Raw genomic sequence first — 18,396 nt, 5'->3', positions numbered from 1 at the left:
GGTGTCGAGCGAAGCTCGACGGAGTGGGGGTCGACCTCGCACATCACTCATTTCCGCACCGCCCCAAAAGTGATGCCGCGCAGCAATTGCTTGCGAAGCAGAATGGTGAAAACCAGGATCGGCACCAGGAAGATCGTCGTGCCGGCCGCCACCGCCGGCCAGTCCTGGCCGCCTTCGCCGATGATGGTCGGGATGAAAGGCGGTGCCGTCTGTGCCGTACCGGAGGTAAGGAGCGCCGCGAACGCGTATTCGTTCCAGGCGAAGATCAGGCAGAAGATGGCGGTTGCGGCAATGCCGGTCGTCGCCTGCGGCAGCACGGTGCGCCAGAAAGCCTGCAGCCGCGTGTAGCCGTCGATCATCGCCGCCTCTTCATATTCGCGCGGGATCTCGTCGATGAAGCCTTTCAGGAGCCACACCGCCAGCGAGACATTGACCGCCGTGTAGAGCAGGATCATGCCGAGTGCGGTGTCGGAGAGGCCAAGCTCGCGGTACATCAGGTAGATCGGGATGGCGACGGCGATCGGCGGCATGAAGCGCGTCGACAGGATGAAGAACAAAAGGTCGTCCGCGAGCGGCACCTTGAAGCGCGAAAAACCATAGGCCGACAGCGTGCCGAGGAAGACGGCGCAAAAGGTCGAGCCGAAGGCGATGATCAGCGAGTTGGCGAAGCGCGGCAGGAAGTTGGACGGGCCGGCGATCACCATGTTGCGCTTGCGCACCGTCTCGTCGCAGAAGCCGGTCGCCGGTCCCAGCGAGTTGATGTACTCCGGCGTCTGCCTTGTGCGCGTCGTGAACAGGTTGCAGTAACCCTCGATGCTAGGCTGGAACAGGACCTTGGGGGGATAGGCGATCGAGTCCGGCGGCGTCTTGAAGCTGGTGGCGAAGATCCACAACAGCGGCACGATCGAGATTAACGCGTAGGCGATGATGATCGCGCTGGCGATGCGCTTCGAGTTGGCCGAGGGGGCGACGACCGAATGGGCAGTGGTCAGGCTCATCTCTGCTTCACCTTGTTGAGCGCCTTGACGTAGATGTTGGCGAGGCCAAACACTGCGACGAACAGGATGATGGCGAAGGCCGAGGAATAGCCGGTGCGCCAGCTCTCGAAAGCCTGCCGCTTCAGCGTGATCGAGGCGACTTCGGTGGTCGATCCAGGCCCGCCGCCGGTCAACAGATTGACCATGTCGAACATCTTGAAGTTCTCGATGCCGCGAAACAGCACCGCCAGCATGATGAAGGGCAGCGCCATAGGCAGCGTGATCGACCAGAATTGCCGCCAGTTGGAGGCGCGGTCGACCTCGGCCGCCTCATAGATGTATTCGGGGATCGAGCGCAGGCCCGCGAGGCAGATCAGCATCACGTAGGGCGTCCACATCCAGGTATCGACGATGATGATCGACCACGGCGCCAGCGACACGTTGGAGAGCATCTGGATGCTTGTCGGTGGAATGCCGGAGACGAACGAGATGACATAAGAGAACAGGCCGATCTGCGGTTCGTAGAGGAAGCGCCAGAAATTGCCGACCACCGCCGGCGACAGCATCATCGGTACCAGGATCAGCGTCGTCCAGAAGGCGTGGCCGCGGAACTTCCTGTCGATCAGCCAGGCCAGCGTGAAGCCGATCAGCGTCTGCAAAAGGATCGTCCAGAACACGAAATGCGCGGTCGTCTGCATGGCGATCCAGATATCCTTGTCGCCGAGGATGCGCTGATAGTTGGCAAAGCCGAGATTTTTCACCACTTCGTTGGGCCGGTTGGCCCGGTAATTGGTGAAGGAGAGATAGATCGCCCAGAACAGCGGGAAGATGTTGATGGCCAGCAGCAACAGGATCGTCGGCGAAATGAACAGCCAGGCGAGGCCCTTGTCGCTGATGCCCCGGACCTTGCGGGCCAACGGCTCCGGGGTCGCCCGGGCAACGTTCTCCGCGGTCCGATTGAGCATGGTGAGTCCTGCTTCGGTCACTTTAAATCGTCTCTGTCATGGAATTTATCTGAACCGCGTCCCGTGCCAAGGGTGGCACGGGACCAAGAGCATGATGCCGAAAAGTGTGAAACGGTTTTCGGACGACATCATGCTCACTCTGTCTTTGGTCCGGAGCGGATGATTTCTGGTCGATTCGACCTGAAATCATCCGCCTCTGGCCTAGCTCGGGAGGAGCCGGTTACATTTTGCCATCGTCCTGGAATACCTGCGTCCAGTCCTTGACCAGGCCGTCAAGCGCATCCTTGGCCGAACCCTGGCCGGCGACGACATAGTCGTGGAAGCGCTTCTGCGAGGCCTGCAGCAGCGGGGCGTAGCTCGGCTCGGCCCAGAAGTCCTTCACGATGGCCATCGAGTCGAGGAAGGTCTGCGCATAGGGCTGGCTGGCCGGGAATTTCGGATCCTTCACCACGGCGTTCAGGCAGGAATAGCCGCCAAGCGACCACCACTTTGCCTGCACGTCCTTGTTGGCGAACCACTTGATGTATTTCAGCGCCGATTCCTGCTTGTCGGAATAGGACACTACCGAAATGCCCTGGCCGCCGAGCTGGGCGAACTGTTCGCCGTCGGGGCCCTTGGGATTGACGAAATAGCCGATCTTGTCGCCGCCGACATTCTCGTCCTTCTGCAGGCCTGGCCAGGTGAAGGCGAAGTTCATGTGCATCGCCACCTGGCCGGATTTGAAGGCATCGACGCCTTCGCCCATGTAGCTGTTCGACGCGCCCGGCGGGGTGCAGCAATCATAGAGGGCCTTGTAGAACTCCAGCCCCTTCACCGACTTGTCGGAGTTGACGAAGCCTTCCATTTCGTAGGGCTTCTTCGGATTCTCGTATTGGAAGCCGTAGCTGTAGAGCACGTCCATGGCGCCCATGGTGATGCCTTCGGAGCCGCGCTCGGTATAGATCGAAGCGCCATAGACGGTCTTGCCGTCGATCTGCCGCTTCTGGAAGAATTCGGCGATCTGCTTCAGCTGGTCGAAGGTGGCCGGCGGGCCGAGATCCCAGCCATACTTCTCCTTGAATTCCTTCTGCAGTTCCGGCTTGGAGAACCAGTCCTTGCGATAGGTCCAGCCGACGACGTCGCCCATGGCCGGCAGCGCCCAGTAGTTCGGCGTGTTCTTCGGCCATTCCGAATAGCCGACCACGGTTGCCGGCACGAAGTCGTCCATGCTGATCTTCTCCTTGTCGAAGAAGTCGTTCAGCTTGACGTAGTGGCCGTTCTCGGCGGCGCCGCCGATCCATTGGCTGTCGCCGATGATCAGGTCGCAGAGCTTGCCGTGCGAATTCAGCTCGTTGAGGAAACGGTCGGCGTAATTCGTCCACGGCACGAATTCGAATTTCATGCCGATGCCGGTTTCCTTGGTAAAATCCTTGGACAGTTCGACAAGCGCGTTTGCCGGATCCCAGGCGGCCCAGCACAGCGTCAGGTCTTCAGCGTGCGCGGCGTTCGAGACGGCTGTCGACGCTGATATCGCCGAGGTCAGTCCCAACGCCAGTTTAAAGCTCGATTTCATGCCTTCCTCCCATTTGCGAAACGCGCCCGGATGACGGTTTCAAGAGCCCTCAACCCCTCTCCTCAGGGGCCCAAACATGGCAGCGCCAGAGCACCGCGGATGTTTAGTAATTTGTTTAGTGATGCAATTTTTACTAAACAAGGCAAGCGAATTCGTCGCTGCGCCGCAACATGACGGCGCCGGCATCTGAAAACGTTGGGAAAAGCGCCGAGCGTGGTGTCGACGGGCGCGGAGTCTGGAGGCCGTGCGGGCTGATTTCGACCAGGCTCGCAGGCCGTCTCCCGGCTCAGTCGACCTTCTTGGTGCTCACCATGACTGTCCGGATCGGTGGTGCCGGCGGCAGCAGCGCGCGGATGTCGCCGAAAGGAAATATCGGCTCGAAGCGGAAGGCTTCGGCTTGCGAGGCTTGCTCACCATTGCACTGGCCGGAGCGAAAAAGGTTCTGCGTCCGGGCGGCGTCGGCGAAGCGGTCCGGGTCCTGCGATTGGTGCATGCAGATGGCTTGCGCCTTGATCTCGGTATGGTTGGAAATATCGACATAGTGCGTCGGCGAAAATCCGGTGCCGCCCATCGTGTCGGCATGCAGCACCGGAACGCCGAACGAGGCCGCGATGCGCACGCCGTCGGACAGCGCGCGGTGGTCGGCGTGATAGTCGTTGGGCGCGTGCGTGATCACAAGGTCCGGCCCGATCTCGCGAATGAGCCCTTTCAGTGCGCCGATCAGCGCGGCGTCGGCCACCAGCTCGCCGTCGGGAAAGTCGAGGAAGCGCGGCGTCGCCCCCAGCAGCGCGGCCGCGGCCGTGGCTTCCTCGCGCCGGACACGGGCGAGAATGACAGGATCGCTCTTGCCGCCCCTGGCCCCATCCGTGGCCACGGCAAAAGTGAGTTCTGCGCCTTGCGCCGCATAGGCGGCCATCGTACCGAACATGAAGATCTCGATGTCGTCCGGATGCGCACCGAGAGCCAGTATTTTCAATGCGTCTCTCCCCGGAAATGGAACAACGTGACGAACGGAATCCTGCTCGCGCTAATCGCCTATGCAAGCTATTCGGGCAGCGATGCCGTTATCAAGAGCCTGGGCGGACAGTTCACCGTCTTCGAGATCGGTTTCTTCGCGACCTTGTTTGCCGGCTGTTTCCTGTTCTTCACCCGCCCGGCGGGCGAACGCTGGCGCGATTTCTGGCGCATGAAGCGGCCATGGGCCGTGCAGGCGCGGGCTTGGGCCGGCATCGCGTCCGGCGTACTCAGCGTCTATGCTTTCACCCACATTCCCCTGGCCGAAGTCTACGCCTTGATCTTCCTGGCACCCTTGCTGGTCACCATCCTGTCGACCGTCATCCTGAAGGAAAAGGTCGGCCCCTGGCGATGGCTGGCCGTGGTCGCCGGCTTTGCCGGGGTGATGCTGGTGGTGCGGCCGGGCTTTCGTGAATTGAACCTCGGCCATCTGGCCGCTTTCGTGGTTGCCTTCCTCGCCGCGACCAGCGTCATCCTGATGCGCTCGCTCGCCCAGCAGGAGAAGCGCACGTCGATGCTCGGCGTGCTTGTCGGCTACGGCTTGGTGTTCAACGGGCTCGGCGCCGCCGCCACCTCTTTCACCTTGCCGAATGCCATGCAGCTGGTCTGGCTGGCGTTGGCGGGCGCCTTCACCGCAGGCGGACAATTGCTGCAGCTGCTCGCCGCCAAATACGCCCCGGCCAACCGGATAGCGCCGACGCATTATTCGCAGATCGTCTGGGCGGTCATCCTCGGCGCGCTGTTCTTCCAGGAATATCCCGACTGGCTGTCGTTGGTCGGCCTCGCGGTCGTCGGCGGTTCCGGCTTGCTGACCATGGTGCGCGAGGAAGTAAGGCTGGGCACGGTGCGCTGGAACCCGTTTTCGCGGACCCGGCTCTGAGCTGGTGCCAGTTGCACGGCGACCGTGACCGCTGATATGCGGACGCGATGACCGCAAAACCCTTGCCGGAGCTTCCGGTATCAGCCGTGCTGCCGGCGCTGAGCGAGGCGCTTGGCTCCGATTACAGCGCCGTGCTGGTGGCGCCACCCGGCGCCGGCAAGACGACGCTGGTGCCGCTGGCGCTGCTCGACGCGCCGTGGCTGAGTGCGGGCAAGATCGTGCTGCTCGAACCGCGCCGGCTTGCCGCTCGCGCCGCCGCCCGCCGCATGGCTGAACTGCTCGACGAAGAACCCGGCGCCACCATCGGCTATGCCATGCGCATGGAAAACCGCACCTCGGCAAAAACCAGGATATTGGTCGTCACCGAAGGCGTGCTGGCGCGCATGATCCTCGACGATCCCGAATTGCCCGGCGTCTCGGCGGTGATCTTCGACGAATTCCACGAGCGTTCGCTCGATGGCGATTTCGGCTTGGCGCTGGCGCTCGATGTGCAAGGCGCCCTGCGGCCGGACCTGCGGCTGCTGGTGATGTCGGCGACACTCGATGGCGCGCGCGTCGCAAAACTCCTGTCGGGCGCGCCGGTAGTCGAAAGCGAGGGCCGTGCCTTCCCCGTCGACATCCGCTACGACGAACGACCTGCCGGCATCCCTATCGAGGACGCCATGGCCAAGGCGATCCGCAACGCTCTCGCGGACGAAAGCGGCAGCGTGCTTGCCTTCCTGCCCGGCCAGCGCGAGATCGAGCGCACCGCCGAGCGGCTGGCCGGCAAGGCCGGCGCCGACACAGATATCGTGCCGCTCTATGGCATGCTCGACGGCAAAGCGCAGGACGCGGCGATCAAGCCGGCGCAACTAGGCCGCCGCAAGGTGGTGCTGGCGACCTCGATCGCGGAAACCTCGATCACCATCGACGGCGTGCGTGTCGTCATCGATTCCGGCCTGTCGCGGCTGCCGCGCTATGAGCCGGCCAGCGGTCTCACCCGGCTGGAGACGGTCCGCGTCAGCAAGGCTTCCGCCGACCAGCGCGCCGGCCGCGCCGGGCGCACGCAGGCTGGCGTCGCCATCCGGCTGTGGCGCGCCGAGCAGACGACGGCATTGCCAGCCTTCACGCCGCCGGAAATCCTCGAAGCGGACCTTTCGGGCCTGCTGCTCGACTGCGCCGCCTTTGGCGTCGCCGATCCCGCGACGCTCGCCTTCCTCGATCCGCCGCCGGCCCCGGCGCTCAAAGAGGCAAGGGTGCTGCTGCGCGCGCTCCATGCCATCGACGAGGCCGGGCGTCTGACCGAAGCGGGCGCGTCGATGCGCAAGCTCGCTCTGCCGGTGCGGCTGGCGCATATGGTCGCCGAGGCTGCGAAGAGCGGCGATGCCGGGGAGGCCGCCATGCTGGCCGTGTTGCTCACCGAACGCGGGCTTGGCGGCGACGGCGCTGATCTGGAGCGACGGCTGATGCGCTTTCGTGGGGAGAGATCGCCGCGCGCCACCGCCGCGCGGCAACTGGCTGAGAGGCTGGCAAGGCAGGTGGGCGGTACAAAACAAAGCGAAGCTGCTTCAGCCGGTCCTCTGCTCATCCACGCCTGGCCGGACCGCGTCGCCAAGGCGCGCGGTGAACGCGGGCGTTTCGTGCTGGCCAATGGCTCTGGCGCCATGCTCGATGCCGCCGATCCGCTGGCCGGCGAGCCGTTTCTGGTCGTCGCCGACCTGCACGGCAAGGCGCAGAATGCGCGCATCGCGGCAGCGGCGGCAATCGGCGAGGACGACATCCGCGCCGCGCTGGCCGACCGGATCGAAACGCGCAGGCAAACGAGCTTCGATCGCGAGCGCCGCGCCGTGCGGGTGCGCGAAACCGTGCGCATTGGCGCCATCACGCTCGCCGAGCGCATGCTGCCGGCGCCTTCAGGCGCGGATGCGGACAGGGCGATCCTCGATGCCTTGCGCGAACACGGATTGTCGCTGCTGAGCTGGGGCAAGGAGGCCGAGACGCTGCGCCAGCGGCTCGCCTGGCTGCATCGTGGGCTTGGGTCGCCCTTGCCCGACATGTCGGATGCGGCGCTTCTCGAACATCTCGACGACTGGCTGCTGCCGTTCCTGTCCGGGGCCGCATCCTTCGCCGCCATTGATTCAGGCGCCATTTCCGCCGGGCTGGCTTCGCTCGTGCCGCACGACCTCCAGCGCAAGATCGACACGCTGGCGCCGACCCATTTCGACGCGCCGTCCGGCAGCCACGTACCGATCCGCTACGACGGCGAATGGCCGGTGCTGGCTATCCGCGTGCAGGAACTGTTCGGCCTCGACCGGCATCCTTCGATTGCCAACGGCACGGTACCGCTGACGCTGGAACTGTTGTCTCCGGCGCACCGGCCGATCCAGACCACGCGCGACCTGCCCGGCTTCTGGCGCGGCTCCTGGGCGGATGTGCGCGCCGACATGCGCGGCCGCTATCCCAAGCATGTCTGGCCGGAAAATCCGCTGCTCGCCGCCGCTACCGCCCGCGCCAAGCCCAGAGGCACCTAGCCTCGGGAAGCTTGGGCGGACCGCTTGGATCAGGAGGGGTTCCTTGAAAATTTGGCGCAAACATCAACCAGTTCGTCATCCATGGGCTGAGCAAGGAGCGCAGCGACGCGGCGCAGACCCGAGGATCCATGCCGGGACTCTGAAGCGTCACCACGGTCCAGAATTCTGCACCGCTGCACTCCACGTCCAGGGTCGCGGCATGGATCCCAGGGTCTCCGCGACGGAGCTTCGCTCCGCTTCGCCCAGGGATGACGACGTCGGGGGGCTTCGGCCAATCGCGAATGCCGACTGCGCACCGCTACTAGCGCTTGCCCTCCTGCGGCTGTAATCCATGGCCATGATCAACGTTTTGCGTTCGCCCGATTTCCAGCAGAGCCAGCGATTGCGCCTCAACACGCTGATCCGGCTGCGCTGGCTTGCCATTGTCGGCCAGAGCGTGACGGTGCTCGTCGTCGCCTATGGCCTGAAATTCCCGCTGCCGGTCAGCCTGTGCTTCGCGCTGATCGCCTGCTCGGCCTGGATGAACCTGTATCTCGCTTTCCGCTTTCCGGCGGCGCACCGGCTCACCCCGTTCGCGGCCTTCGGCATCCTGATCTTCGACAGCCTGCAGCTTGCCGGCCTGCTTTACATGACCGGTGGCCTGACCAATCCGTTCTCGCTGCTGATGACCGTGCCTGTCGTCATCTCGGCGACGTCGCTGCCCTTGCGGCTGACCGCGCTGCTCGGCGGGTTGGTGATGATCGCGGCGACCTTGCTTGTGTTCATCCACCTGCCGCTGCCTTGGCACGAGGGCGCGCCGCTGGAGATGCCCTTCATCTATGTCGCCGGCATGTGGATGGCGGTGCTGTCCTCGATCGCCTTCACGGCGATGTACGCCTTCCGGGTGGCGGCCGAAGCCCGGCTTCTGGCCAATGCGCTTGCCGCCACGGAACTGGTGCTGCAGCGCGAGCAGCACCTTTCGGCGCTCGACGGCCTCGCGGCGGCGGCGGCGCACGAGCTTGGCACGCCGCTCGCCACCATCACGCTTGTCGCCAAGGAGATGGAAAAGGCGCTTGGCAAGGATCCGAAATACGGTGAGGACGTAAAATTGCTTCGCTCCCAGAGCGAACGCTGCCGTGAAATCCTCAAGCGCCTCACCAGCCTGTCGACCGAGGGCGAAGCGCATCTTTCCCGTCTGCCGCTGACCTCGCTGGTCGAGGAGGTCACCGCGCCGCATCGCGACTTCGGCATCTCGATCAAGCTTCGCCCCGGCGAGCGAACCGGGCCGGAACCGGTCGGGCGCCGCAATCCGGGCGTCATCTACGGCCTCGGCAATTTGGTCGAGAACGCCGTCGATTTCGCCCGCAAGAGCGTCACCGTGCGCTGGAGCTGGGACGAGGCCATCGTCACCTTCTCGATCATCGACGACGGCCCCGGTTTCCCGCCCGAGATCATCGACCGCATCGGCGAGCCCTATATGTCGACGCGCCAGGGCAATGAAGCCGGCGGTGGCCTGGGGCTTGGCCTGTTCATCGCCAAGACGCTGCTCGAACGCTCCGGCGCCACGCTCGACTTCCGCAACTCGAGCGGCTTGGGCGAGGGCGCCGTGGTGCAGATTTCGTGGCCCAGAAACGTCTTCCTGAACCCGGAATCGGCGCCCGCGACGATGTTTGACACTGCGTAAATTGGACAATAGCGACGCAAAACTATATCTGCGTAAAATTAAGGCAGCAGGATTTTCAAGACGATGACTGGCGGTGAAAATATCGGTGCAATGGTTGAAGGCGAGGACACCTCCCTTCTGATCGTCGATGACGACAAGCCGTTCCTCACACGCCTGGCCCGGGCCATGGAAACCAGGGGTTTCGTGGTCGAGACGGCCGAGAGCGTCGAGGAGGCGGTCGGCAAGGCGCGCGCCAACCCGCCGGCCTACGCCGTGGTAGACATGCGGCTCGGCGACGGCAACGGGCTCGACGTCGTTGCCGCCATCCGCGAGAAGCGCGAGGACTCCCGCACCATCATCCTGACCGGCTACGGCAACATCGCCACCGCGGTGACCGCGGTAAAACTCGGCGCCGTCGATTATCTGTCGAAACCCGCCGATGCCGACGACATCTTCGCCGCACTCACCCGCACCGCCGGCGAGCGCGCCGCGCCTCCGGAAAATCCGATGTCGGCCGACCGCGTCCGCTGGGAGCACATCCAGCGTGTCTACGAAATGTGCGAGCGCAACGTTTCCGAAACCGCGCGCCGGCTCAACATGCATCGCCGCACGCTGCAGCGCATACTGGCCAAGCGCGCGCCGCGCTGAACAGAGCTTCGTCATCCTTGGGCGTAGCGACGCGGCGCAGACCATAGATGACGAAGTGATGGGCGTTCCCAGCCAAACGTCGAGGCACGCCATCTGCCAACGCGAACTATACAGACTTAGGAAACCAGAAGTCTTGCGGTGCCGGCGACGCCTGCGCATCATTGTAGCGATAGGAACCCGGCCGCCACACCAGGCAACGGAGGATACATGCACGACGAGCGGCTAAAATCCGTCTTCCGCGAATTTCTCGACAGCGAGGCGGCCGGCGGCGTCATCCTCATGGTGGCCGCCGCGCTGGCGCTGATCGTCGCCAACTCGCCGCTCTCGCAAACCTATTTCTCCGTTCTCCATGCCTATCTCGGGCCGCTCAGCGTCTCGCACTGGGTCAATGACGGGCTGATGGCGGTGTTCTTCCTGCTCGTCGGCCTCGAGATCAAGCGCGAGATGCTGGACGGCCAGTTGTCCACCTGGCCCAGGCGCGTGCTGCCGGGTGTCGCGGCCGCCGGCGGCATGGTGGTGCCGGCGCTGGTCTATGTCTTCGTCAACCGCGGCAATTCGGCCGCGCTCGCCGGCTGGGCCATCCCGACCGCCACCGACATCGCTTTCGCGCTCGGCGTGCTGTCGCTGCTCGGCAGCCGCGTGCCGGCATCGCTGAAGGTTTTCCTCACCGCGCTTGCCATCATCGACGACCTCGGCGCCGTCATCATCATCGCCATCTTCTACACCAGCGGCCTGTCGCTGGCGTATCTGGGGGCGGCCTTCGCCGTCATTGCCGCGCTCGTCGTGCTCAACCGCATGCGGGTGATGACGCTGGTGCCTTACCTGGTACTCGGCGCCATATTGTGGGTGCTGGTGCTGAAATCGGGCGTCCATGCCACGCTTGCCGGCGTGGCGCTGGCTTTGACCATTCCGCTCGAACGCTCCGCCGGGATCGGCCATGACCTCGACCATTCGCCGCTGCATCGGCTCGAACATGGCCTGCACAAGATCGTGCCTTTCATCGTCATTCCGATCTTCGGCTTCGCCAATGCCGGCGTTTCGTTCGCCGGCCTGAGCCTTGGCGCGCTGATCGAGCCGTTGACGCTGGGTGTCGCCGCCGGCCTCGTGCTCGGCAAGCTGGTCGGCGTCTTCGGCTCCTCCGCGCTCGCCATAGGGCTTGGCCTGGCTGATTTGCCGGCCCATGCCGGCTGGCGGCATATGATCGGCATTTCGCTGCTCTGCGGCATCGGCTTCACCATGAGCCTGTTCATCGGCCTGCTTGCCTTCGCCAGCGATGTCGCGCTGCAGGACGCCGTCAAGGTCGGCATCCTCGCCGGCTCCTTCATCGCCGCCATCCTCGGCGCCGCCGTGCTGTTGATGGCACCGGCGGCTGGCGAGGAGAGCGAGGAGTAGCGCGCGTCCGGAAGCTACTCACTCTCCCCGTCGAGCGCCGGCACCGACACGCCTGCCAACTCCGCCGCCAGCAGCCGCGAAGCCCCGGCGCGCGCGATCCGCAGCATCAGCGCCTTGCGCGTTGCCGCCGCCATGCGGTGCTCGGGTGCATCGCGCAGGATTTCCGCGCCGTAGCCGTCGGAGAGGATGAAGCCGCACTCCTCCGGAAAAATCTCCGAAGGTACGCCGGGATGGGTGGCGAAAAAGAACCGGTCGGAATGCAGCCGGTAGTCGGGCCATTTGCGATCGACACGAAAATCCTCGATCGAGGATTTGATCTCGATGATCCAGATGTCGCCTTGCCGGGTCAGCGCCACGAGATCGGCGCGGCGGCCGGTCGCCAGCGACAGCTCAGGCAACACATGCGCGCCCATTTCCATGAGCAGCCGCTGCACGCCACGCCGCACCAGCATGGCACGCTCCGACTGGCGCCCGTCGATCAATGGATTGATTGCAATAGGGGAGATGATTGGCATGCAGGCACCATGCCAGATTCTGTTCACGGTTTGAACTCTTTGTGGAGACGATTATCGGTTTGAGAAACCCAGCATGAAAATAGGATACCTGACAGGCCGGCAATTTTACCGCTTAAGGATCAGGCACTCAGAGGCAGGGATATCACCAGCCATGTCGATCTTCTTGTTGATCAGGCCGGGAGGAAGGGTACTTTCAACAACAAACCCAAGCTGTCTACATGCAATTACGCATCGAGCCACGGCGGGGTCGATGTTACCTCCGCTTAGAGAAGCAGGGGCAGTCGTCTGCCCGCATGAGGCGCGTGCGCCATCTCCTTCTCGATGCATCTCGAAGGATTGAACGCTATCACATCCGGCGATGCCGAACGCCACAGCGGCTAAGGCGAGATGCTTGCGAGTTGGTTTGTTCATGGTGCCAGCCCCTGTATGCATCACCTTAACGCGTTACCCAGCCGTAGGAGAATGGCTATAGGGAGAGGTTACCTTTGAGGTAACTGGGCGGTAGGCTATCCGTAATGGCTACGCGTTCTATTGTGGAACCTGTGACTGACGCCCCTGGGCAGTCTCAGCCTAAGATACTGCAATCTTCTAAGTGAATTTCAAAAGACAGGATTCTGTCTATTCGGCCTTCCACTGTTATGGAATTGCCTCTTTGCAGCATATGCAGGCGATCAAGCCAGGTTTCATCGAACTGCATAAAAACTTGCGTGTTAAGCTCTCGTTCCGGGGGGCCGTAAGTGACGACGACCATCGATTTCCCGCCGGATTGGGTGGGCTCATAAACATTTCGCACCGAGCCGGTGAATCGTATCCATTTCCCGACGTATGGGCGAACCAGCGGCTCGCTTTGTATTGATGTCCTGTCAATGCGGAGGGCTACCAAAAAATCTGGGTCCACGTTCTCAGGGACATAGAGTCTGATACCTAAAACCGTGGGAACAAGAGGTCGCGGCGGGCTTGGCAACGACACAGGCGCTAGCCCATTCGGTATTGCAATTGGAAGTGATTTTGCCCTGCGGACTTCCATAGTCAAGAAAAGAAACCCAACCACAAAGGCAGGGAAAATCGACCATGGGGGAGAGGCCAGAAAGAAGGCTATTACGCTGCCGACCCAGCCCAGTTCGTGCATGTGAGCAATGATGACATCGAGCCTTGCTCCCCAATCGAATACCGAGACCACCCAGCGGAATACGCCAGGCGCAAAAGCGAAGACGGCCAGAACGCTTGGCCAGTGAGATTTGATCCCCTTTCCCATGCGCGATTCATATCAGCGCCGCCCTGATTCATCATCGGGTTTTGTGAAATATATAATCGTCGTTTGTGGGAGCGCTGATCGGTTTGAGAAACCCAAAAGCCCCCAAAAGAAGTCAGGCCTCAGCTCTTGAAGGCCTAATTGGGAGGCAATACCATCGACTCGATGGGGTTGGTGAAGTGACGTTGAACGACGATAAGGGCGAACATCTTTGGGCATTTGACCTTGCCGCTTTGCGCGAGGCCTTCGGCAAGTACGTTCAGGAGCACAAGACCACGGTTCCTGAATGGGGCGAACACGCCAAGCTGTTCCTCGAAAAACAGAGAGATCACCAGGTACAGTCCCGCCTTCCGTGATCGCACCATATTTTCCTGAGTATAATCTGGTATTGATCCGGTGCGGCCTCATGCTGTGCCGATTAATTTTCATTTTTAACTATAAAGAATTGCAGGACTAAAGTCTTGCATCTCGCCAACGAAGGTCTGACGTAACCGCTTTGGTTCCGTTCTTGTCCATTGGATGTTCTATTACTTTAGTAAATCAGCATATAGCGCGATCTGCCCATTTTTTCGACGTTCGGTTTCTAGCCGGGATTTCTTTTAGTCCTGAGGATCGGATTCTCTCGATGGCATCTGCGTCATGTCGACATGGGTCGAGATGTCCTGTGCCTCGACTTCTTTTGCAGTGACTTCCTCCAGAATGTTCAGCAGCACCATGCAAGACACCTAGCTGTCGGTTGCGGGTCTCATCCATTTTGGTCATCTCCGCTCCATGGCGAGAATGCGACTTGCCGGTTGGAGTCTGGACGAGGCTACCGGCCACAGGCAGCCAACCGGGCCCCGGGGCAACCCGAGCGCCTTCCGCGATCGCACCATAATTTGTCTGAGCGCAGTCTGGTATTGATCCGGCGCGGCCCTACGTCCTGCCGATCACCTTCCGTTCTTAACTATAAGACGGCAGGACTAAAGTCTTGCGTTGTCTGCGCAAAGGTCTGACGTAACCGCTTTGGTTCCGTTCTTGTCCATTGGACGTTCCGTACTTTAGCCAATTAGCATATTAGACTTACCTAAATCAGTTTTCGCGCGCGAGTCAGCCGAAGCACGCCTATCCGGTCCGTTCCAGACATTGAACGGATGGGTGCACGAAGTCATCGCGCCGGCCGGCAAACCTCTTCTCGCTATCGCCTCGCCGAAACGGCTCCGTCGCCAGCAGCTCCCGCCATATCGTCCAGGATCGGGCAGTCCGGCCTGTTGTCGCCATGGCAGGCATGGATCAGCGTCTGCAGGGTCGAGCGCATCGACTGCAGCTCGCGCACCTTCTCCTCGATCGCCTTGACATGGGCGGCGGCGATCTCGCGCACGTCGTGGCTGGCGCGGCTGCGGTCCTGGTAGAGCGCCATCAGCTGGCGGCAATCATCGATGGAAAAGCCGAGATTGCGCGCGCGGCGCAGGAAGGTCAGCCGGTGGATATCGTCGCCGGAATAGTCGCGGTAGCCGTTGGCGGCGCGCGCCGGCGCGATCAGGCCGATCTCCTCATAGTAACGGATGGTCTTGGCCGGCAGGCCCGAGCGGTTGGCGGCGTCGCCGACATTCATGGCGGTTTCCCTGATTTTGCAGGCCCGCGGTTCAGGCCCATTGAATTTGCTTCACAATCCGGCGGAGGCTGTTGCCGAAATGCCGCAGTGATACGCTTACCAGCAGGTAAGGTCCTGGATATAGGCATCGCGTGCTTGGCAAGCAAAGCAAATGCCAGCATGAATGATGGCGAGAAGGCGGCCGACTCGTGCCGCTCTAAGTTTGGGCGGGGCTCCGGATCACCTCATGCGCATGAAGTCGCTCGCAATAGTTGCCGCAATGGCGCTGTCCACTGCACTCGCCGGTTGCAGCACCATTGGCGGGCAGATATTTTCCAACGACTATGGCGCGGTGACCGATGCCGGTTACCAGCTGCCGCGCATCCCGATCGAGAAGGTGCCGTCGAAGTATCACCGCCAGGAAGTGAATTACGACACCAAGGAAAAGCCCGGCACGATCATCGTCGATACGCAGAACAAGTTCCTCTACTTCGTCGAGGGCGACAGCCTGGCGATCCGCTACGGCATCGGCGTCGGCCGCGAGGGCTTCGAGTGGCACGGCACCGCCCATATCGCGATCAAGCGTGAGTGGCCGACCTGGACGCCGCCTTCGCAGATGATCAAGCGCCAGCCGGAACTCGCCAAGTTCGCCAGCGGCATGGAGCCGGGCCTGAAGAACCCGCTCGGCGCTCGCGCCATGTATCTCTTCAACAAGGGCGGTGACATGGGTTACCGCCTGCACGGCAGCCCGGAATGGAACTCGATCGGCAAGGCGATGTCGTCGGGCTGCATCCGGCTGATGAATCAGGACGTCATCGACCTTTATGATCGCGCCTCGGTCGGCGCCAAGGTCATCGTCCTCTGATCGTGGTCGCAAGGACCAAGGTCAAAGCAGTTCGTACGCGGACCGTCTAGGCAACAATGGACGTCCCAAAACAGAAAACCGGGCAATTCGGCCCGGTTTTTTGTTTTTCACGGTTGGCAATAGAGCGAAACGATCAGGCGACCTGCTCGACCTGCTGCACTTCCGGCACGAAATGGCGAAGCAGGTTCTGGATGCCGTGCTTCAGCGTCGCCGTCGATGACGGGCAACCTGCGCAGGCGCCCTTCATGTGCAGGAACACGGTGCCATTCTCGAAACCGCGGAAGGTGATGTCGCCGCCATCCTGGGCCACCGCCGGGCGCACCCGCGTGTCGAGCAGCTCCTTGATGGTGATGACGAGCTCCTCGTCCGCCTTGTCGTAGAATTCGCCGGTCTGGCTGGTTTCGGCCGCGGGACCCGCCTTGGCCATGACAGGCGCGCCGGACATGAAATGCTCCATGATGGCGCCGAGGATCGCCGGCTTCAAATGCTGCCAGTCGGGGCCGTCCTTGGTCACGGTGATGAAGTCATAGCCGAAGAACACGCCGGTGACGCCGGGGATTTCGAACAGCCGGCCGGCCAGCGGCGACGCCACGGCCGCACTGTCGGCATCGCGGAAATCGGCGGTGCCTTCCAGAAGCACTTCCTTGCCGGGCAGGAATTTCAGCGTCGCCGGGTTCGGCGTCGATTCGGTCTGGATGAACATGGACGTCTCCGTGCCCGTATCGGGCAGATAGTTTGGAATAGTTCTAAATAAGCTCTATCGGCTGAACATTCAAGCGAAACGCGTCACCGGAACGGCTGGCTGGCGGAATGTTTTGCTAGCTGGGGAATCGAAATTCCTGGCAGGCTTCAGGCGAGACTGTCGATCTCCTCGTCGGAAAGGTTCTGCGGCACGACGGTCACCGGAATGGGGAACGCCGCACCCTTGCCGGCCACGGCGCCGACCAGCGGCCCCGGGCCTTCCTTGCCGGCGCCGGCCGCCAGCACCAGGATGGCGATATCCTGGTCTTCCTCGATCAGCCTGTGGATCTCTTCCGTCGGCTTGCCTTCGCGCACCACCATCTCCGGCTCGATGCCGAGCTTCTGGCGCACCTTGTTGGCATAGCCATCAAGCGCCGCGCGCGCCGTGGCGTTGGCCTCTTCGCGCATGATCTTCTCGACGCCCAGCCAGTGCTGGAAATCATCAGGGACGATGACATAGAGCAGCACCAGCGTGCCGCTGGTGCTCTGCGCCCGCTTCGAGGCGTAGGCGACGGCACGCTCGCATTCCGGCGTATCGTCGATGATCGTCAGGAATTTCCTGCGATGACCGGCTTCACGGATGAGGCGTTTGGAGACCATGTCTATCTGCTCGATGTGTTTTCGGCCGCAATCTGCCACCGCCACCATCTGGCCGCAAGCGGCCGGGTGGCGGCGGTGTCTTGGTACAGGTCAGCCCTGCAGCAGGCCGACGATGTCGCGCACCGTCTTCATCGTCGTTTCGGCCAGCACGCCGGCGCGTTCGCCGCCATCCCTGAGCACCGCGTCGACATAGGCGCGATCGCCCTGGATGCGGCGCATCTCGCCGGCGATTGGCGCCAGCTTCTCCACTGCCAGATCGGCCAGCGCCGGCTTGAACACCGAAAACTGCTGGCCGCCGAATTCCTTCAGCACCTCGGCTTTGGAAAGCTCGGCGAGACCGGCATAGATGCCGACCAGGTTTTCGGCTTCCGGCCGGGTTTCCAGCCCGTCGACTTCGCTCGGCAAGGCTTCCGGATCGGTCTTGGCCTTGCGGATCTTCTTCGAGATGGTGTCGGCGTCATCCGTCAGGTTGATGCGCGACAGGTCCGACGGGTCCGACTTCGACATCTTCTTCGACCCGTCGCGCAGGCTCATGATGCGCGCCGCCGGGCCGCCGATGACCGGTTCGGTGATCGGGAAGAAGCCGTTCACCGTCTCCTCGCCGACCTGCATCTCGACGCCGACGCCAAGGCTGGCAATGCGGTCGGAGAAATCGTTGTTGAATTTCTGCGCGATGTCGCGGGTCAGCTCCAGGTGCTGCTTCTGGTCTTCGCCGACCGGCACATGGGTGGCGCGGTAAAGCAGGATGTCGGCCGCCATCAGCGAGGGATAGGCGAGCAGGCCCAGCGAGGCATTCTCGCGGTCCTTGCCGGCCTTGTCCTTGAACTGCGTCATCTTGTTCATCCAGCCGATGCGCGCCACGCAATTGAAGATCCAGGCAAGCTCGGCATGCTGCATGACCCGCGACTGGTTGAAGACGATATGCTTCTTCGGGTCGATGCCGGAGGCGAGGAAGGCCGCGGTAATCGACCGCGTCTGGTCGGCAAGGTCGTCATAGACGAGCTGCGCGGTCAGCGAATGCAAGTCGACGACGCAATAGATGCAGTCGGACGTGTCCTGCAGGGCGACGAATTTCTTGATGGCGCCGAGATAGTTGCCGAGGTGCAGATTGCCGGTCGGCTGGACACCGGAGAAGACGAGTGGCTTGAAGGCGGACATGGGTTTCCTCATGGCTTGTGGAGGGCCGTATAAGCATGATTCCAAAAAGTTGCAGACTTTTTGGAGCCAATCATGCGGCTGGAAACCGCACGCGGCGAAAGTCTTTGGACGG

Annotated in this window: 18 protein-coding genes; 7 read left to right on the top strand and 11 right to left on the bottom strand. The window is 62.4% G+C overall.

All coding sequences use genetic code 11. The features are described 5' to 3' along the window. Positions 1-47: 47 nt before the first annotated feature. The 4 genes from LB577_RS23235 to LB577_RS23220 all read right to left on the bottom strand — a co-directional run bounded on the left by LB577_RS23235 (position 48) and on the right by LB577_RS23220 (position 4,470). Positions 48-998, bottom strand: a complete 951-nt coding sequence (locus tag LB577_RS23235) for a carbohydrate ABC transporter permease (RefSeq protein WP_224688756.1) — start codon at positions 996-998, stop codon at positions 48-50. Beyond that, on the bottom strand, positions 995-1,942 hold the full coding sequence (locus LB577_RS23230) for a carbohydrate ABC transporter permease (protein ID WP_031258105.1): 948 nt from the start codon (positions 1,940-1,942) through the stop codon (positions 995-997). The genes LB577_RS23235 and LB577_RS23230 overlap by 4 nt, the downstream gene beginning before the upstream one ends. A gap of 220 nt (positions 1,943-2,162) precedes the next feature. Further along, entirely contained in the window at positions 2,163-3,494 is a 1,332-nt protein-coding gene (locus tag LB577_RS23225) for an ABC transporter substrate-binding protein (protein WP_140570427.1), read from the bottom strand. 286 nt (positions 3,495-3,780) lie between these two features. Further along, positions 3,781-4,470: a PIG-L deacetylase family protein gene (locus LB577_RS23220; protein ID WP_224688755.1), complete on the bottom strand. Its 690-nt coding sequence runs from the start codon at positions 4,468-4,470 to the stop codon at positions 3,781-3,783. Positions 4,471-4,497: 27 nt separating this feature from the next. Between LB577_RS23220 and LB577_RS23215 the strand changes: the two genes are divergently transcribed. The 5 genes from LB577_RS23215 to nhaA all read left to right on the top strand — a co-directional run bounded on the left by LB577_RS23215 (position 4,498) and on the right by nhaA (position 11,580). Then, on the top strand, positions 4,498-5,388 hold the full coding sequence (locus tag LB577_RS23215; protein WP_224688754.1) for a DMT family transporter: 891 nt from the start codon (positions 4,498-4,500) through the stop codon (positions 5,386-5,388). Between the two features lie 47 nt (positions 5,389-5,435). Then, positions 5,436-7,898 (top strand): ATP-dependent helicase HrpB, encoded by a 2,463-nt coding sequence (gene hrpB / locus LB577_RS23210; RefSeq protein ID WP_224688752.1) that lies wholly within the window; start codon positions 5,436-5,438, stop codon positions 7,896-7,898. A 331-nt stretch (positions 7,899-8,229) separates the two neighbouring features. Then, positions 8,230-9,561, top strand: coding sequence for an ActS/PrrB/RegB family redox-sensitive histidine kinase (locus LB577_RS23205; protein WP_032927349.1), 1,332 nt, complete (start codon positions 8,230-8,232; stop codon positions 9,559-9,561). A gap of 63 nt (positions 9,562-9,624) precedes the next feature. Next, on the top strand, positions 9,625-10,188 hold the full coding sequence (locus LB577_RS23200) for an ActR/PrrA/RegA family redox response regulator transcription factor (protein ID WP_224688750.1): 564 nt from the start codon (positions 9,625-9,627) through the stop codon (positions 10,186-10,188). 207 nt (positions 10,189-10,395) lie between these two features. Then, positions 10,396-11,580, top strand: coding sequence for a Na+/H+ antiporter NhaA (gene nhaA, locus LB577_RS23195; RefSeq protein WP_224688748.1), 1,185 nt, complete (start codon positions 10,396-10,398; stop codon positions 11,578-11,580). A 14-nt stretch (positions 11,581-11,594) separates the two neighbouring features. Here the strand turns inward: nhaA and LB577_RS23190 are convergent, their stop codons facing one another. From LB577_RS23190 to LB577_RS23180, 3 genes are all read right to left on the bottom strand, one after another. Next, a complete protein-coding gene (locus LB577_RS23190; RefSeq protein ID WP_023775811.1) occupies positions 11,595-12,095 on the bottom strand; it encodes an MmcB family DNA repair protein in 501 nt (166 codons plus the stop codon). A gap of 105 nt (positions 12,096-12,200) precedes the next feature. Further along, positions 12,201-12,506, bottom strand: a complete 306-nt coding sequence (locus LB577_RS23185; protein WP_224688745.1) for a hypothetical protein — start codon at positions 12,504-12,506, stop codon at positions 12,201-12,203. Positions 12,507-12,660: 154 nt separating this feature from the next. Continuing rightward, entirely contained in the window at positions 12,661-13,350 is a 690-nt protein-coding gene (locus LB577_RS23180) for an OB-fold putative lipoprotein (protein WP_224688743.1), read from the bottom strand. 182 nt (positions 13,351-13,532) lie between these two features. Here LB577_RS23180 and LB577_RS23175 point away from each other — a divergent pair, with 182 nt between their 5' ends. Then, the gene (locus LB577_RS23175) at positions 13,533-13,703 is read left to right on the top strand and encodes a hypothetical protein (RefSeq protein WP_167313534.1); all 171 of its coding nucleotides are present in this window, start codon (positions 13,533-13,535) and stop codon (positions 13,701-13,703) included. An 821-nt stretch (positions 13,704-14,524) separates the two neighbouring features. Here LB577_RS23175 and cueR read toward each other — a convergent pair. Further along, a complete protein-coding gene (cueR, locus tag LB577_RS23170; protein WP_224688741.1) occupies positions 14,525-14,941 on the bottom strand; it encodes a Cu(I)-responsive transcriptional regulator in 417 nt (138 codons plus the stop codon). Positions 14,942-15,167: 226 nt separating this feature from the next. Between cueR and LB577_RS23165 the strand changes: the two genes are divergently transcribed. Next, on the top strand, positions 15,168-15,785 hold the full coding sequence (locus LB577_RS23165) for a L,D-transpeptidase (RefSeq protein ID WP_224688738.1): 618 nt from the start codon (positions 15,168-15,170) through the stop codon (positions 15,783-15,785). A 133-nt stretch (positions 15,786-15,918) separates the two neighbouring features. Here the strand turns inward: LB577_RS23165 and LB577_RS23160 are convergent, their stop codons facing one another. From LB577_RS23160 to trpS, 3 genes are all read right to left on the bottom strand, one after another. Continuing rightward, positions 15,919-16,488, bottom strand: a complete 570-nt coding sequence (locus tag LB577_RS23160) for a NifU family protein (RefSeq protein WP_013891440.1) — start codon at positions 16,486-16,488, stop codon at positions 15,919-15,921. Positions 16,489-16,634: 146 nt separating this feature from the next. After that, positions 16,635-17,126, bottom strand: coding sequence for a universal stress protein (locus tag LB577_RS23155; protein WP_013891439.1), 492 nt, complete (start codon positions 17,124-17,126; stop codon positions 16,635-16,637). Positions 17,127-17,216: 90 nt separating this feature from the next. Next, positions 17,217-18,284, bottom strand: a complete 1,068-nt coding sequence (trpS, locus tag LB577_RS23150) for a tryptophan--tRNA ligase (protein WP_224688736.1) — start codon at positions 18,282-18,284, stop codon at positions 17,217-17,219. Positions 18,285-18,396 lie beyond the last annotated feature (112 nt).

This window comes from Mesorhizobium sp. B283B1A (assembly GCF_020165735.1).
Lineage (GTDB): Bacteria > Pseudomonadota > Alphaproteobacteria > Rhizobiales > Rhizobiaceae > Mesorhizobium > Mesorhizobium opportunistum.
This window is presented reverse-complemented; position numbering and strand designations above follow the sequence as displayed.